Annotated in this window: 13 protein-coding genes; 1 reads left to right on the top strand and 12 read right to left on the bottom strand. The window is 69.5% G+C overall.

Translation table 11 applies throughout. The features are described from left to right. Positions 1 to 334: 334 nt before the first annotated feature. The 8 genes from EPN51_RS22480 to EPN51_RS22445 are packed head-to-tail and all read right to left on the bottom strand — an operon-like array spanning position 335 to position 7822. The gene (locus EPN51_RS22480) at positions 335 to 1345 is read right to left on the bottom strand and encodes a DUF5914 domain-containing protein (protein WP_293047079.1); all 1011 of its coding nucleotides are present in this window, start codon (positions 1343 to 1345) and stop codon (positions 335 to 337) included. Next, positions 1342 to 2868: an FAD-dependent oxidoreductase gene (locus tag EPN51_RS22475; protein WP_293047077.1), complete on the bottom strand. Its 1527-nt coding sequence runs from the start codon at positions 2866 to 2868 to the stop codon at positions 1342 to 1344. The genes EPN51_RS22480 and EPN51_RS22475 overlap by 4 nt, the downstream gene beginning before the upstream one ends. Beyond that, positions 2865 to 3584 carry a class I SAM-dependent methyltransferase gene (locus tag EPN51_RS22470; RefSeq protein ID WP_293047075.1) on the bottom strand — a complete coding sequence of 240 codons (720 nt, stop codon included), beginning with the start codon at positions 3582 to 3584 and terminating at the stop codon, positions 2865 to 2867. Before EPN51_RS22470 ends, EPN51_RS22475 begins: the two co-directional genes overlap by 4 nt. Further along, positions 3571 to 3882, bottom strand: coding sequence for a lycopene cyclase domain-containing protein (locus EPN51_RS22465; RefSeq protein ID WP_293047073.1), 312 nt, complete (start codon positions 3880 to 3882; stop codon positions 3571 to 3573). Before EPN51_RS22465 ends, EPN51_RS22470 begins: the two co-directional genes overlap by 14 nt. Beyond that, positions 3879 to 4202 (bottom strand): lycopene cyclase domain-containing protein, encoded by a 324-nt coding sequence (locus tag EPN51_RS22460; RefSeq protein WP_293047071.1) that lies wholly within the window; start codon positions 4200 to 4202, stop codon positions 3879 to 3881. The genes EPN51_RS22465 and EPN51_RS22460 overlap by 4 nt, the downstream gene beginning before the upstream one ends. Continuing rightward, positions 4199 to 5149 (bottom strand): phytoene/squalene synthase family protein, encoded by a 951-nt coding sequence (locus EPN51_RS22455; RefSeq protein WP_293047069.1) that lies wholly within the window; start codon positions 5147 to 5149, stop codon positions 4199 to 4201. Before EPN51_RS22455 ends, EPN51_RS22460 begins: the two co-directional genes overlap by 4 nt. Then, a complete protein-coding gene (gene crtI, locus EPN51_RS22450; RefSeq protein ID WP_293047067.1) occupies positions 5149 to 6669 on the bottom strand; it encodes a phytoene desaturase family protein in 1521 nt (506 codons plus the stop codon). Before crtI ends, EPN51_RS22455 begins: the two co-directional genes overlap by 1 nt. Positions 6670 to 6697: 28 nt before the next feature. Then, on the bottom strand, positions 6698 to 7822 hold the full coding sequence (locus EPN51_RS22445) for a polyprenyl synthetase family protein (protein WP_293047065.1): 1125 nt from the start codon (positions 7820 to 7822) through the stop codon (positions 6698 to 6700). Between the two features lie 437 nt (positions 7823 to 8259). Here EPN51_RS22445 and EPN51_RS22440 point away from each other — a divergent pair, with 437 nt between their 5' ends. Beyond that, entirely contained in the window at positions 8260 to 8943 is a 684-nt protein-coding gene (locus EPN51_RS22440) for a phosphodiesterase (protein WP_293047063.1), read from the top strand. 3 nt (positions 8944 to 8946) lie between these two features. On the opposite strand, the gene EPN51_RS22435 is transcribed toward EPN51_RS22440, so the two are convergent. Genes EPN51_RS22435 through EPN51_RS22420 form a run of 4 tightly spaced genes read right to left on the bottom strand, consistent with a single transcriptional unit; the run spans position 8947 to position 14004 of the window. Further along, a complete protein-coding gene (locus tag EPN51_RS22435; RefSeq protein ID WP_293047061.1) occupies positions 8947 to 10302 on the bottom strand; it encodes a TIGR01777 family oxidoreductase in 1356 nt (451 codons plus the stop codon). 21 nt (positions 10303 to 10323) lie between these two features. Next, on the bottom strand, positions 10324 to 11568 hold the full coding sequence (locus tag EPN51_RS22430; protein WP_293047273.1) for a glycosyltransferase family 4 protein: 1245 nt from the start codon (positions 11566 to 11568) through the stop codon (positions 10324 to 10326). 13 nt (positions 11569 to 11581) lie between these two features. Next, the gene (locus EPN51_RS22425; protein ID WP_293047060.1) at positions 11582 to 13174 is read right to left on the bottom strand and encodes a glycoside hydrolase family 57 protein; all 1593 of its coding nucleotides are present in this window, start codon (positions 13172 to 13174) and stop codon (positions 11582 to 11584) included. Next, positions 13171 to 14004 (bottom strand): class I SAM-dependent methyltransferase, encoded by an 834-nt coding sequence (locus EPN51_RS22420; protein WP_293047058.1) that lies wholly within the window; start codon positions 14002 to 14004, stop codon positions 13171 to 13173. The genes EPN51_RS22425 and EPN51_RS22420 overlap by 4 nt, the downstream gene beginning before the upstream one ends. Between the last annotated feature and the right edge of the window lie 115 nt (positions 14005 to 14119).

Genomic DNA, 14119 nt, shown 5'->3' with positions numbered 1-14119 from the left:
CGGCCCATGGCATTCCCCGCCGCGAGGTGACCGAATCGTCGGATTCGGCTATTCACCAACTGAATAGTTAAGAATCTGACTGAGTTGCGCGCCGTGCCGCCAGGCGGTTTGAACGAGTGCGCCCCGGGTATCTGGTGTGACGATGACTGTGATCGAGACTTCCCGGCGCCTCGGGCGCGCGGAGCGCAAAGTGCTGCGCCTGCAACGACGTTTGTGGTTCGCGCAGCGGGCCATCTGGCGCACCGCGATCGTCCTGGCGGTCCTGCTCGTGGGTGGTGTGCTGTGGGCGGCGTGCGCACGGTTGAATTGTTCCACGCGCGGCGCCGGCGCCGGGTCAGCCGAGTCCGGCGCGCACCTGGTAGCGGCGTTCGGCGTAGGCGAGGTCGTCGCGCCAGAGTTTGGTGGCGGCATAGCGCATAAAGGGTGCGATCAGAGGCGCCACCCGGGAGGCGCGCGCGAAGCCGGGCCGGTCCGAATGCGCGATGGTGGCTTCCAGGACGGCGGTGCGCGGACGGCCGTCGGGGCCTGAACCCATTGGCGTCGCGTGGGTTTCGACGACGCTGCCGGTTCCCTCTCCGTCCACGATGCGCATCACGATGGTGCGTGCCTCCGGGCAACTGAATTCCGCGACGACGGGCACCCCCAGGCGTCCCATCCGGAATGTCACCGCCACCAGGAATCGGTCGACCTGTTCGGTGGGCGTCGTCAGCACGTCGAGTCGGGTGAATGAGTAGGGGTGAAACCACGCGCCGTGCCAGGGATCGAGCCGGTTGGCGATGATGTCACTCGGCTCGCACACACCCTCCATGCGGGCAACCGCGCTCAGGGTGTCACCGGCCGGGCGTTGCGGAAGCACCGGCCGGTCCAGCGGTTCCTCCCCGCCGGCCGCGTCGAGCCGCACCCACGCGAGCACGCCGTCGTCGTGACTGGGCAGCGGGCTCCAGCCGAACTCGCGGGCACGCCCGTCCAGCGTCAGCCCGTGCCAGCGGCAGATGAGTGTGCCCCGGTGCACGGTGCCGGTGGCGAGGTCGGCGCCCAAATGGGGACAGCTGCGCGGCCCCACACACAGCCGGCCCTGTTCGTCACGCCAGGCGACGACGCCGACACCGGCCACGCGGGTGCCGAAGGGCCGCCCGCCGGGCACCCGGTCGCTGGCCGCGAACGCGTACCAGTTGCCGGTGCGCCTGCGCTGGGAGCGCTGCAACGCGCCCGCGATGATGGCGGGCTGGGCGTCGCGATACGTCGGGCGCTGATCGGCCCATGACGTGCGCGGGATCGCCTGCAGCGGCCAGCCTTTGACCCGGGCGGCCGACAGGCGTTGCTGAAGCTGTTCGCGAATCCTCATGATCGGGTGGCTCTTTCGCGGGTGGCAAGCCATCGCAGCAGTGGTGACCGGCCTTGGGTGGGCACCGTGGCCAACGGGTGTCCGGCCAGTCCCCAGCGCTGCAGGAGTCGGTTGGCGGCGCACCAGCCGGTGGTGGCGGCCCGCTCCATCAGAGCCACCGGCAGGTCGATGCGGATGGCGTCGCCGGCCAGCAGCAATCCCGGCGTGGGCGTCATGATCGGGGGGCGGTGGGGATGGGAGCCGGGCGAGAACAGCGGGCAGTCGTTGCGATGCAGCAGCTTCTCGTGAACGATCTGTGCCGCGGCGGTTTCGGGATACACCCTGTGCAGCTGTCGCAGCGCGGCGCCCCGCGATGGCGCGGAATCCAATGCGTACGAGTGCAATTCGACGACCGAACCGCGGTGTGCGGCGGCCCAATTGCGCGCCTCGCATTCGTAGCGCTCCAGCACGCTGATGTTGTCGAGCGGTTCGTGGCCGGCCGTGCCCAGGAATGCCGGCCGGTGCGCCGCCACGGGGCGGTCGAGCCACAGCCGATGCACGGCGAACGGCGGCGCGGTACGCAGCCGGGCTATTCGGGCGCGCCAGTCGTCGGTGCCCAGGTCGCTGGATGCCGCAACGATCCGCTGCAAACCCGCGGTGTCGGTGGCCAATACGACGGCGTCGACGTCGCAGTGGTCATCGGAATCGGTGTGCACCCGGAAGGTGTTCGCCGACTCCGTGTCGATGCGCAGGACTTTGGTGGCGAGCCGGAACCGCACGCCGTGCCCTTCGAGGTAGCCGCGCAACGGCCGCCACAGCGCGCTGTCGTAGTTCGCCGACGGCACATCGAAGATCAGGCCTTCCGACGACCCCAGGAAGTAGATGTGAAACATCGTCGCCAACTCGGCCGCGGAAAGGTTGGCGGGGTCGGCGAAGAAGCTGCGGGAGAACACCTCGAACGCCAGATGCCGTGCCGCCTCGGGGAATCGGATGTCCTCGAGAAACTTCGCGGCGTCGGTGCGGTCCAGCCGCTGGTAGATGCCGGGCACCGATACGGCGGCCAGCGGTGCGGCCGCGCGGGCGTCGATGCGGGTGAAGTCGCTAAGCCGGAACGTGGGACTGCGCGCCGCGAACACCACGGCGTTCCACGGTGGGGTGCGCGGCAGCCCGCGGAAGCTGTCGCGCCGGCCGGCCCCGTCGATCAGCGGGTAATCCTCGACGGGAGTGAGCATCCGCAATTGCGGGTCGATTCGGCCCAGCAGGGCGCGCAGGTTGTAGTACTGGCGGAAGAACGCGTGGAAGCCGCGGTTCATTGCGAGCTCGACGCCGCCGTCCCGCTCGGTCCAGCCCCCCACCCGGCCGCCGAGGTAATGCTCGCTTTCGATGACCTCGACGGCGACGCCGCGCTCGGCCAGCCCGGTGGCGGCGCTCAGCCCGGCGATCCCGCCGCCGACGACGGTCACCCGCGGGCGCGATTCCAGGGCGTCCGCGTTCGGCAATCCCGTTGGCGCGGGGAATGTTCGGCGACGCCGGTCGAGGCTCATCGCGGCGCATCCGCCAGGAAGGTGTGCACGATGTTGGCTTCCCAGCCGGGCATCGTCTCGCTGTGCACCGCGGTGAAGCCGGCATCGGTGAGCCGAGCCCGAAATCGCGCGGCGCCGTCGAATGCCAGCACGCTGCGCCACAGGTAACGGTACAGCCCGGTGTCGCGGGTGCGCCACCACCCGGCGGGGATGATGATGCCCCAGCACACGGTGTGCCAGATGCGGGTGGCCGCGGGGGAGTCGCGCACCGAGTATTCGTGCACCGCCAGCGTGCCGCCCGGCCGCAACAGCTCGCGGAACCTGCGCAGCTGGGCGTCGCGGTCGGTGACGTTGCGGATCAGGTAGGCGGCCAGGATGCCGTCGAACGGTCCGGCGATGCCGTGCTCGGCCAGCTGCTCGACCGGGGTGTGGACGAAGCGCACCGAGCCCGGCCAGTCCTTGGCGCGGGCAGCGTCGAGCATGCCCCGCGACGCGTCGACGGCGACGACGTCGGCCTCGGGCGCGACGGCGAGCAGCGCGGCCGTCGAGGCGCCCGTGCCGCACCCGGCGTCGAGCAACCGTAACCCCTTGCCGCGGTTGGGAATACGCATCCGTCGGGCCGACAGGGACAGCTGCGCGTGGTAGCCGGGGCTTGCTCCGACCAGGCGATCGTAGGCCGGCGCTCCCGCGTCGAACGCGGCCGCCAACTCGCCGGGACCCGCATCACCGACGCGCACGTTGCCGCTCCCACAGCAGCAGCACCGCGGTGACCAACGCGAAGCCGAACAGAAAATCTTCGACCGGGATGTCGAACGGGAAACGCGCGCCGCTGAGCTGCCGTTCGTTGTAGACGACGATGGGGGAGCTGAGCTTGGTCAGCCACCCGTCCACCGGGATCTGAAACCCGAGCACGATCAGCATCGAGAGCCAGTACGCCGGCCGCCGGAAGAGCCCGGTGCGCAGCACCGCCAATTCCAGTGCGCAGACCAGGAATACCGCCAGCACGGCCGGCAGGGTGTAGCCGAGGCCGGTCATCGGCGATGCACCCTCTCAAGGATGGTGGTCACGGCGTTGTAGGTCAGCAACGCGCACACCGGGATGACGAGGAAGAACAGCACCTCTTCGATCGGCACCCGAAACGGGATGTTCAGTCCGCACAGATAGGTGCGGTCGTAGGTCCACACGTGCGCGGCCACCGCGATCGCATCCCAGACCAAAAAGACCACGGCCACCGGCGCGACTGCCTTGATGGCCCGCCGCCACTGCCGATAGACGCCGGGGCCGAAGAGTTCCAGCGGCGCGGTGATCACCAGGCATGCGGCGAGCACCGCCAGGTATTGCCACCGATCGCTCATGCGGCCCCCGATTGACGAACGCCCCGCGCGCTGTTCCGCGCCCGCCACGACCGTATCAGTCCCGCGCCGGCGGCTCGAAGCCGTCGCGCCGTGCCGATGGTGGCCCGGTGATCGAACACCGCGAAGTCGCTTCTTTCGATGCAGTCCAAGATCTCTGAATACAGCGCCGCCGCGGTCGCCACGCACGGTCGCGAGCGGCGGGCGAGCGTGGCGATTCCGCCCGCGGCGAATTGGTAGGTCTGCCGGGTGATTTCGTGCTGGGCGATCAGGGCCCGGCGCACCCGCGGGTCGGTGCGGCGCTGCGCGTGGCACCACATCAGCAGCTCTCGGTCGACACCGTCGGCGGCCAGTTCGTCGGCGGGCAGGTAGACCCGGCCGCGCCGCAGATCCTCGTCGACGTCACGCAGAAAATTGGTCAGCTGAAACGCCCGGCCCAGCGCCGCGGCGTACGGCGCGGCCTCCTGCGCCGGCGTCACGGTTCCCAATATCGGAAGGACTTGCAGCCCAATGGCTTCCGCGGAACCCCGCATGTAGTGGTTGAGGGCGTCGCGGTCGGGATAGTCGGTGACCGTGAGGTCCATCCGCATCGACGCCAGAAAGTCCTCGAACAGACCCGCGCTGATCCGGTAGCGCCGAACGGTGTCGGTGACGGCGGCGACCAGCGGATCCTCCAGATGGGCTCCGTCGGAGAAGAAGCGCTCCGACAGCTGTTGCAGCCGCCGGCCGCGGGTGTCGGCGCCGACCTGCGGGTCGAGGTCGTCGAGGATGTCGTCGACGTAACGGGCAAAGCCGTACAGCGCGTGCACGGGCGGCCGCTGGTCGGGCGCGAGCAGCCGGGTGGCGAGGAAGAACGTGCGGCCATGCGCGGCATTGAGTTCGCGGCATCGGCGGTATCCGTCGCGCAGCCGCGGATCGTCGATTCCGGCCGCGGTCAATTCGCCGCCCATCACGGCAGCCCCGCTTTCATGTCGACGTGCGCGGCCGATCGCGTGCGGATGCCGGTAATGCGGTCGGCGGCCAGCCGCCCGGAGATCAGCGTGGTCGGTACGCCGACGCCGGGCACCGTGGAAGAGCCGGCGAGCACCGCGTTGTCGATGCCGCGCACCATGTTGCCCGGCCGGAATGGGCCGGTCTGACCGAACGTGTGGGCGAGCGCGAACGGGCTGCCGGCCGCCATGCCTCGCCGCGCCCAGTCGGCCGGTGTGACGACAGCCAAAACCGTTGCGTCGTGCGGCAGACCGGGCAGCAGCCGATCGCCGACGTGCGCGATCATGTCCTCGACGTAGGCGCCGCCGGTACCGGCCCAATCGATGGTGCCCCGCTGAAGGTTCGGCGCCGGAGCGAGCACGTAGAGCAGGTCGCGTCCCTCGGGAGCGAGGGTGGGGTCGCTGGCCGTCGGCCGGGTGACCAACAGGGACGGGTCGCGCATGAGCCGTCCGTCGTCGACGATGTCGGTGAAGGTCTGATCCCATGCCTCGCCGAACAGGATGGTGTGGTGGGCCGTCCCGGATGCGACGGCGGGACAACCCAAGTGCGCGACGACGGCCGAGGGTGAAGGCAGCAGCCGCACCGCACGACGCGGCGTGCGGCCCAGCAGCGCGTAGGTCTGCGGCAGCTCGGTGGTCAGTACCACCGCATCGCAGGCGATGCGCCCGGCCTGCTCGGTCACCACCGCGCTGACCCGACCGCCGGTGCGTTCGAGGGCGGTAACGGTTGTGCCGTAACGGAATCGGACACCGGCGTCGGCGGCGGCCGCGGCCAGTGCGTCGGGCAGCGCGCGCACGCCCCCGCGTGGAAACACCACACCCGAGATGGTGTCCATGTAGGCGATCACCGCGTACACCGCCAGCGCGTCGCGCGGCGCCACGCCGGCATACAGCGACTGGAAGGTGAAGATCCGCCGCAACCGTGGGTCGCTGATGTAGTGCCTGACCATCCGGTCCCACTTGCGGAAACCGCCGATCGCGGTCAGCTGTGCCAGCTGCGGGGTGAGCAGCGACAGCGGGGAATCGAAGTTCGCGGCGATGAAGCCCTCGAATTCGGTGCGGTACAACCGCGTCAACCACTTCCGGAGCCGCCGGTAGCCCGCTGCCTGCCCGAAGCCGGCGAACTCGGCGACGGCGTCGGCCATCCGATCCTCGTCGCTGTGCACGTCCAGCGCACTGCCGTCGGCGAACATGGCGCGATAGGCCGGGTCGACCGTCAACAGCTCCATGCGGTCGTTCAATCGCTCGCCCACGGCCGCGAACGTCTCGTCGATGATGTCCGGCATGGTGAGCACCGTCGGGCCGGTGTCGATCCGGTAGCCGTCGATGTCGAGACGGCCGGCCCGCCCGCCCGGCCACGGCTCGCGCTCCACCACCGTCACGGTGCGACCGCGGCCGGCCAGGTGCAGTGCCGCGGAAAGCCCGGCCAGCCCTGCGCCGACCACCACCACGTGATCGCCGCGCCCCTCGATGGTCCGCATGGTCAACAGGCTCCCCGGTCGGTGCTACTCATTCGGCGCGATCCGTGCAGACGTCCGCCATTTCGGCCAGGGCGGTGCGAACGGGCTCATCGATCGGCAGGTCGCTGAGGTGATCCCGCGCGGAAGCTACGCGGTCGCCGATCATCTCCTCGATGAGCTGCACCGCTCCCGTCTCGACGATCAGTGCTTTCCACCGGTCGATCCCGCTGTCGTCGAGGGTTTCACGATGCGCGAGCTCGATGAGTTCACGCCGGGTCGGCCCATCGGCCAACTGGTGGGCGGCCACCACGACGCTGGTCGCCTTGCGCTCCAGCAGATCACCGGCGCTGGGCTTGCCCGTCACCGCCGGCGACCCGAAAACGCCGAGAACGTCGTCGCGAAGCTGGAATGCCTCGCCGACCGCGGCGCCATAGCGGCCCAGCTGGGACAGCGTCCGATCGTCGCACTCGCCCATGGCCGCGCCGATCTCCAGCGGCCGGCGCACCGTGTAGTTCCCCGACTTGCGCCGCGCCACGTCGAGCACGACTTCCAGCCCGGGCATCTGGCGCGCATCGTTGATCAGGTCGGCGAATTGCCCGACCGCAAGCTCGGTGCGCATGGCGTCATAGCGTGGCCAAGCGCGTTGCAGACGCCGGGGTTCGACGCCGCTGTCGCGCAACATCTGTTCGGCCCAGATGAGGCAAAGGTCGCCCAGCAGAATGGCAGCGGATTCACCGAATCGCCGCGACGAGCCGCACAATCCGCGCTCGCGGTGCCACTGACCGAATTGCCGATGCGCCGACGGGCGACCGCGCCGTTGGTCGGAACCGTCCATGACGTCGTCCTGCAGCAACGCAAAGGCGTGCACCAACTCGAAACTGGCCGCCGCCCGCAGGGCGGCGTCGTCGGGCGGAGCGCCGCAAAGCCAGCCCAGGTACACGAACGTCGACCGCAGGCATTTACCGCCGGAGACGAACTGCACCAGGATGTCGCCGGCCGCATCGATGCGCGCATCGTCCAATTCGCCGGCACGTCGCGCGACGATGAAATCGGCGACATCGCCCAACACCATGCGCCGTACGTTCGACCGCCATGCCTCGAAATCGTCAGCGCTCAGCCAACCGATCGCCACCGGCGGGGACGCCGTGGCCGGTGAAAACGACAAAGCTCCCATAGTGTCCAAGCGCTCCCTCCCGGACGGCTTGGCATGCCCAGCCCCTGTCCGGCCCGAACACCCGCCTCATACCCGCCGATGAGGCGGGCGAAACCACGGTGCTGGCCGTCAGACGCGCCCTTGCGTCGGCCGGTACCACCTACCATCTTGTTCAGTAACTTAAACATTAATTTAATGAACTTCACCGGTGGACGCCAGCCGGGGCGGACAGACGGTCGTGGCGGCCGTCGGGTGCCCGGCGCGCGCCTGCCCTGAACCATTGAGTATCTGAAATGTCACCCCGATCGGGCATATGCCCGCAGCAGCCCCCGCCTAGCCTGCGAATGATCGGCTGGCGCACCAGCGGTTTCGCGTCACGGTGATTTTCACGCACCGCGGCAGCGGTGGCGGTGTCGCGCGCCCTGTTTCCCCCGGCGGAGAAGGGGAATTCGCCGCCGGTGAACATTTTCGAACTTGTGGCATTGCCCTTTCAGTGGGGTTCCGCGATCCGGGGCAAACGGTTCTTCCATCCGGCCGGGGTGCTGGCGCAGGGCTACATCGAACGCGTTGCCCCTGCGGCGCAGGGCTTGCCGATCGCATCATCGGAGATTGTTGCGCGCGTGTCGAAAGCCACCGGTACGCCGGGGGCGCTGCCCGACTTCATCGGACTGGCCGTCCGGCTGCCCACCCCCCAGCCGGCGGACAAGCCGTGGGACATCCTGCTCGTCTCGTCCGGGTCGGGCGTGCTGTCGCGCGCCCTGGCGCTACGGCCGGCCACATCGTGGAACGGCCAGACCCTGACCACGCTGATGCCGTTGCACTATCAGGGCAACAATTGGTGGTTGCGGGCCCGGACCTCGCGCGAGATCGCCGGCCCGGGTCTGTCCCTGGACGCTGTCCGGTCCAAGCTCGAGCGCGGCAACATCGAGGTGACACTCGACCAGGCCTGTGGCAGAGGCGATTTCACGCTCCTGGCCCGCATCACGCTGACCACCGCCCTGGATCCCGAGCGCGACCACGACGTGTCGTTCGACCCGGTGCTCAACACGGCGCCCGGCCTAAGCCTGTACCCCCGGTGGCTGGCCGATCTGCGCGCCCGTGCTTATCAGCACAGCCGCGACGGCAGAGATGCGCAAGAGTAGCCGTCAGCCGGTGCGCCCCAACAGGTGGCGCAGCGCCGCGTCGAGGTCCGGCTGACGGAACCGGTGTCCGGCCGCGACGAGTTTGCGGGGAGCCACTCGTTGACTCGCGCAGGCCAGTTCGCGGGCGCCCTGCCCGCCGAGCAGGAGGCGAAGCCCCAGGGACGGCACCGGCAACATCGCCGGCCGGTGCAGCACCGCAGCCAAGACCGACGTGTATTCGCTGTTGCGGACCGGTTGTGGCGCAACGGCATTCACGGGACCCGCGAGCGTCGTGTCCCACAGAGCGCGGTGATACACATCGACCAGGTCATCGATCCCGATCCAGGACAGCCATTGCCTCCCGTCGCCCAGCCGGCCCCCCAGTCCGGCGCTGAACAGCGGGCGCATCAGCCGTAGCGTGCCGCCGCGCGGCGATTGGACGATGCCCGTGCGCACCAGCACCACCCGCAGCCCCGCCTGTTGCGCGGCTGTGGTCGCCCCCTCCCAGTCCGCCACCACGTCGGCCAGAAATCCGTCACCGCGATCGCTGTCCTCGGGGAGCGTCTCATCGCCGCGGTCGTATCCGTAGTAGCCGATCGCCGAGGCCGAGATCAGCACGGCCGGCCGGGGGTCGGTGCGGCTCAGCAGTTCGGCCAGCCGCCGAGTGGGCCCAATCCTGCTGTCGCGGACGGCCCGCCGGTGTTCGTCGGTGAACCGGCCGGCGATCGATGCTCCCGCCAGATGGATCACCGCGTTGACGCCGTCGAACAGCCGCGGGTCGGGATCGTCGGTGTTCCACCGTCGCTCGTCGTCGCCGCGTGGCGCGTGCCGGACCAGCTGGATGACACGATGCCCGCCGGTGCGCAGAAACGCGGTCAGCGCCGAACCGACCAGCCCTGACGACCCGGTGACGGCGATCGTCAGTGGCTTCAGACCGTTCTCGGCGGCCAGCCGGTGGGCGGCCAAATCATCGGCCAGCTGGCGGTGCCGGTAGTCGAACATGGGCCGCAACAGCGAGCCGGGCACTCCGGTGTCGACCCGGTCGGTCACCCGGGTGCGGTCAGCTCCGACGTCTTCGAACTCGTGGGTGTGGCGCCAGCGAACCGCGATTCGCACCGGCAGTGTGGCCAGGCCGTCGCCACCCAGGGTGTCGACGAACCGGCGCGGTGGGTCGTAGCCGTCCGGCTGATGGACGGCCACCCAGCGCAGGCCGCCGGGTAGGGCCAGCGTGGCCCGTCCGTCCTCGAGTGAGGACGCCTCGGAGACCAGGCGCATCGGCTGCCAGGGCGGCGAGAGCCGGTGGAACGCCCCCGGCCTGGCATGCCAATCGAAAACGTCCGTGATCGAAGCGTGCACCACGCTCGAATAGTCCAGGCTCATGCCTCGACGTTAGAAAGCTCGCTACCGGTCCGGCAAGGCGTGTTCGATGATGGGTAGCCGCGCCTGCGGCTGCCGCTCTCCACGCTTGGCCGACAGGTACACCTGCGCGGTCTTGTCGGCCACCGTATGCCAATCGAAGTCCGACGTGAGTCGCTCGCGGGCGGCGTGGGCGCGTTGTTGCGCGGCTTGCGGATCGTCGAGCACGGTTCGTATCGCCGCGGCCAGCCGGGCCACGTCGCGGGGCGGATACGATACGCCGGTCTGACCGTTGATCACCGCCTCGCCCAGACCGCCGATGTTGGAGGTCACCAGGGGAGTGCCGGCCGCGGCCGCCTCCAGGGCCACGATGCCGAACGGCTCGTAGTGACTGGGCAACACCGCGGCGTCGGCGCGATGCAGGACGGCCAACAGCTCCGCGTGTTCCAGGTGTCCTACGAACCGGATCGCCTTGAGCACCCGGTGTTTACGGGCTTGTTCGACGAGCCAGCCCTGCTGGGTGCCCTCGCCGGCGATGGTCAGTGTGGTACCGGCGTGGCTGCGTCTGATCCGCGGCAGCGCGGCGATGACGTCGTGGACACCCTTCTCGTACTCGAGCCGTCCCAGGTAGAGCAGTTCGGCCGGCCCGCCGCGGGGCCGGCGCGCCGCGAACGGCCACCGCGCCGTCTCGATGCCGTTGCGGATCACGGTGATCTCGGCCAGCCCGGGTCCGAACAGTTCGGTGATCTCGTCGGCCATCGAGCCCGAACAGGTGATCAGCGAATCGGATTCACGCACCAGCCACGACTCCACCGCGTGCACCTGACGGCTGAGCGTGCCGCTGACCCAACCGGAATGCCGGCCGGCCTCGGTGGCGTGGATCGTGGAAACCATTGGCACATCATAAAATTGGGCTAACGCGATCGCGGGGTGGGCCACCAGCCAGTCGTGGGCGTGCACGACGTCGGGACGCCACGTGTGGTTGCCGCCCCGCTTCTTGAGGGACAGCCCGGCGCGGACCATGGAATGCCCCATCGCGAGCGTCCAGGCCATCATGTCGGTGCCGAAGGTGAACTCGTGCGGATCCTGCGCGGCCGCGACCACCCGAACGCCCTCGCTGACCTGGTCGGACGACGGATGGCTGCGGGGATCGGTTCCGGTGGGACGCCGCGACAGCACGACGACGTCGTGGCCGGCGGCGGCCAGCGCGGTCGACAGGTGATGGACGTGCCGGCCGAGCCCGCCGATGACGACCGGCGGGTACTCCCACGACACCATCAGGATTTTCACGTCGTGGTCCGCCTCATCGGGGCAGCCTGCGCGCATCGAGGGAGCCGAAGAGTCCGTCGGCGCGGTTCCACCCGTCGGCCAGCCGCTGCGCGGTGTCGCGCCGCCCGGACGCCAGGGCCCCCGCGATTTCGCGGGTGGCGTGCGCATGCAGGTGGGCGCGATACCGCGCGTAGTCGGCGGCCGAGTCCTTGCTCACCATGAACGGCCAGTCGCTGGAGACCGTGAGCAACGTTTCGCGCAGGATCTGATCGGCGACGTGGTCGCGGGGGATCGGCCCGTCCAGCGTCGCGGTTTGGGACAGCGCCTTGTCGACGGTGCTCAGCGCGGTGTCGACCACTTCGTTGTTGAGCTGGACCAGATCGGCGACCTGGTCGCCGGCCCACACCTGCCAGTCCTTGCCCGAACCCCACGAGCTGGGCGGCAGCGCCACCGGGTTACCGACGAAGCCGTCGGCGATCGCGTCGCGCAGCGTGCCCACCCGCACACCGGCCTCGGGCAGGGCGCGCAGCACCCGCTCCAGCCACGTCGGGCCTTCGTACCACCAGTGGCCGAACAGCTCGGTGTCGAAGGCCGCGACCACATGGGCGGGCCGCCCGATGCGCGCGGATTCCGACAGCAGGCGGTTGCGGACCATGTCGACGAAGTCGGCGACGTGGATGTCGACCGTGTGGCCGGCGCGCTCGGGATCGTAGGGCGCCTTGCCCTCCGAGGACACGTTGCGGCCCGTGACCCTGGCCGGCTTCAGCCCGGTGAGGTGGTCATAGGTGTGGAAATCGCGATAGGCGGCATGGCCGGGGTAGCCGGACTTCGGTGACCACACCCGGTAGCTGACCTGCAGATCGCGCCCGAACGCCACCACGTCGGTGTCGCCGACGGGCCGGCCCAGCGCGGTGTCGCCGTGCAGCGACGGGCCGTCGACCATGAAATGCGTGACGCCCGCGGCGGAGTAGTCGTGTTCCAGGCCTGGCGCGTAAGCGCATTCGGGTGCCCAGATCCCGCCCAGGCTTTGCCCTTTGCGCGTCCCCAGGCGATGCTGCGCGTCGGCCAGACCCTCGCGCAGGGCGAACTCGCGCAGCCGGGGGGCGAGCAGCGGTTGGAACGGATGGGCCAGCGGTCCGCCGAGCAGCTCCACGGTGCCGGCGTCGAGCAGGCTGCGCAGCATCGGGCTGGCGCCGTGCCGCCACAGGGTGGCGAAGTCGTCGAGAGCCCGCTGGGCCTCAGCCGATTCACGAACTCCCAAGGTGCGCAAGGCTTCCGGTGTGCATGACTGATAGCCGGCCGACTTCGACCGGGGGACCGACCGCACACTGGCCGCTTCGGCCGCGCGCAGCCGCCAGTTCGCCAGCCAATGATGCATGCCGTCAAGGCAATACGGGTCGTCAAGCTGCGCGTTCACCACCGGTGTGACACCGAGCGTGATCAGCCCCCGGCGGTTTTCGCCGGCCAACGTGTTCAGCACTCGCATCAGCGGCAGGTAGGCCGCCGCCCAGGATTGGTAGAGCCATTCCTCACCGACCGGCCAGCGGCCATGGTGGGCAAGCCACGGGAGGTGGGTGTGCAAAACCAGGGTGAAGAGGCCGGGAACCCGGTCTTGCCTGGAGTTCACCGTGCTACCGCGATCGCGATCAGATCGAGACTGTCGTCGATGTGCTGGCCGGTGGCCGCGCCGGATCCGCTCGCGACGAGTTCGAAGTCATCGGTGGTGACCGCCGCGACATCCGCCGCCAGATCGGGCGGCCACGGCGCCCCGGGGTCAGCGGCCGTTGCGCGCTGGATCTGCGCGTCGATGATCGAGCCGCCGTGCCGGGCGTCCATCTGCCGAAGCCGCGGACCGTGGAACAACCCGGTGATCGACACGTCGGAGAAACCCCCGCCGACGAGCAGCTCGGCCAGCTCGCCGGCGTTGAGTTCGCGGGTGTGGAACGGGTTGATCGGGGTGTCGCGACCGGGTGAGAACGTGATCCGGTTGGGGGTGGACATCATCAGCAGCCCGGACGGCCGCAGCACCCGCGCGCACTCGACAACGAATTGTGTTTGATCCCACAGATGCTCGATCACCTGGAAGTTGACCACAATATCCACCGACGAATCGGGCAGCGGCAGCTGCGCAAGGTTCGCCTGCATGACGTCCACCCGGGGGTAGCGGGCGCGGACGTGGGCCACCGCGGACTCGTCGTAGTCCACGGCGATGACGCGGCGGGCGACGTCGGCGATCAGATCGGCGCCGTATCCCTCGCCGCAGCCCGCCTCGAGCACGTCGGCCCCCACGCAGTGCTCGGCGAGCCGCTGGTAAACGACCTCGTGGCGGCGAAACCAGTAGTTTTCGATATCCAAACCCGGGATGGTGCGCTCACCGGTCAGCGTCAACACCGTGTCACCCGCCGACGCGGGATCGCCGGGGGCGCGTGGGGGAACGTCAGGGACCAGTGCGCTCATTGCATAGGCAGGCTAACGCGAAGTGTCGGATTCGCGAACCACGAAAGTGGGTGGCCCCGTGTTCGCAGGGGGAGGCGCGCCGCAAGAACGTGCAGTACCACCCGCTATGGTGTGA

The organism is Mycobacterium sp., from assembly GCF_004298145.1.
GTDB lineage: Bacteria > Actinomycetota > Actinomycetes > Mycobacteriales > Mycobacteriaceae > Mycobacterium.
Note: the sequence above shows the minus strand (reverse complement) of the source record. Positions and strands in the feature narration are given on the sequence as shown.

What these genes read in the sequence shown, in the direction of transcription:
- EPN51_RS22480 (WP_293047079.1), bottom strand. Translation starts at nt 1,345, where the DNA reads ATGAGGATTCGCGAACAGCTTCAGCAACGCCTGTCGGCCGCCCGGGTC.
- EPN51_RS22475 (WP_293047077.1), bottom strand. Translation starts at nt 2,868, where the DNA reads ATGAGCCTCGACCGGCGTCGCCGAACATTCCCCGCGCCAACGGGATTG.
- EPN51_RS22465 (WP_293047073.1), bottom strand. Translation starts at nt 3,882, where the DNA reads ATGACCGGCCTCGGCTACACCCTGCCGGCCGTGCTGGCGGTATTCCTG.
- EPN51_RS22460 (WP_293047071.1), bottom strand. Translation starts at nt 4,202, where the DNA reads ATGAGCGATCGGTGGCAATACCTGGCGGTGCTCGCCGCATGCCTGGTG.
- EPN51_RS22455 (WP_293047069.1), bottom strand. Translation starts at nt 5,149, where the DNA reads ATGGGCGGCGAATTGACCGCGGCCGGAATCGACGATCCGCGGCTGCGC.
- crtI (WP_293047067.1), bottom strand. Translation starts at nt 6,669, where the DNA reads ATGCGGACCATCGAGGGGCGCGGCGATCACGTGGTGGTGGTCGGCGCA.
- EPN51_RS22445 (WP_293047065.1), bottom strand. Translation starts at nt 7,822, where the DNA reads ATGGGAGCTTTGTCGTTTTCACCGGCCACGGCGTCCCCGCCGGTGGCG.
- EPN51_RS22435 (WP_293047061.1), bottom strand. Translation starts at nt 10,302, where the DNA reads ATGAGCCTGGACTATTCGAGCGTGGTGCACGCTTCGATCACGGACGTT.
- EPN51_RS22420 (WP_293047058.1), bottom strand. Translation starts at nt 14,004, where the DNA reads ATGAGCGCACTGGTCCCTGACGTTCCCCCACGCGCCCCCGGCGATCCC.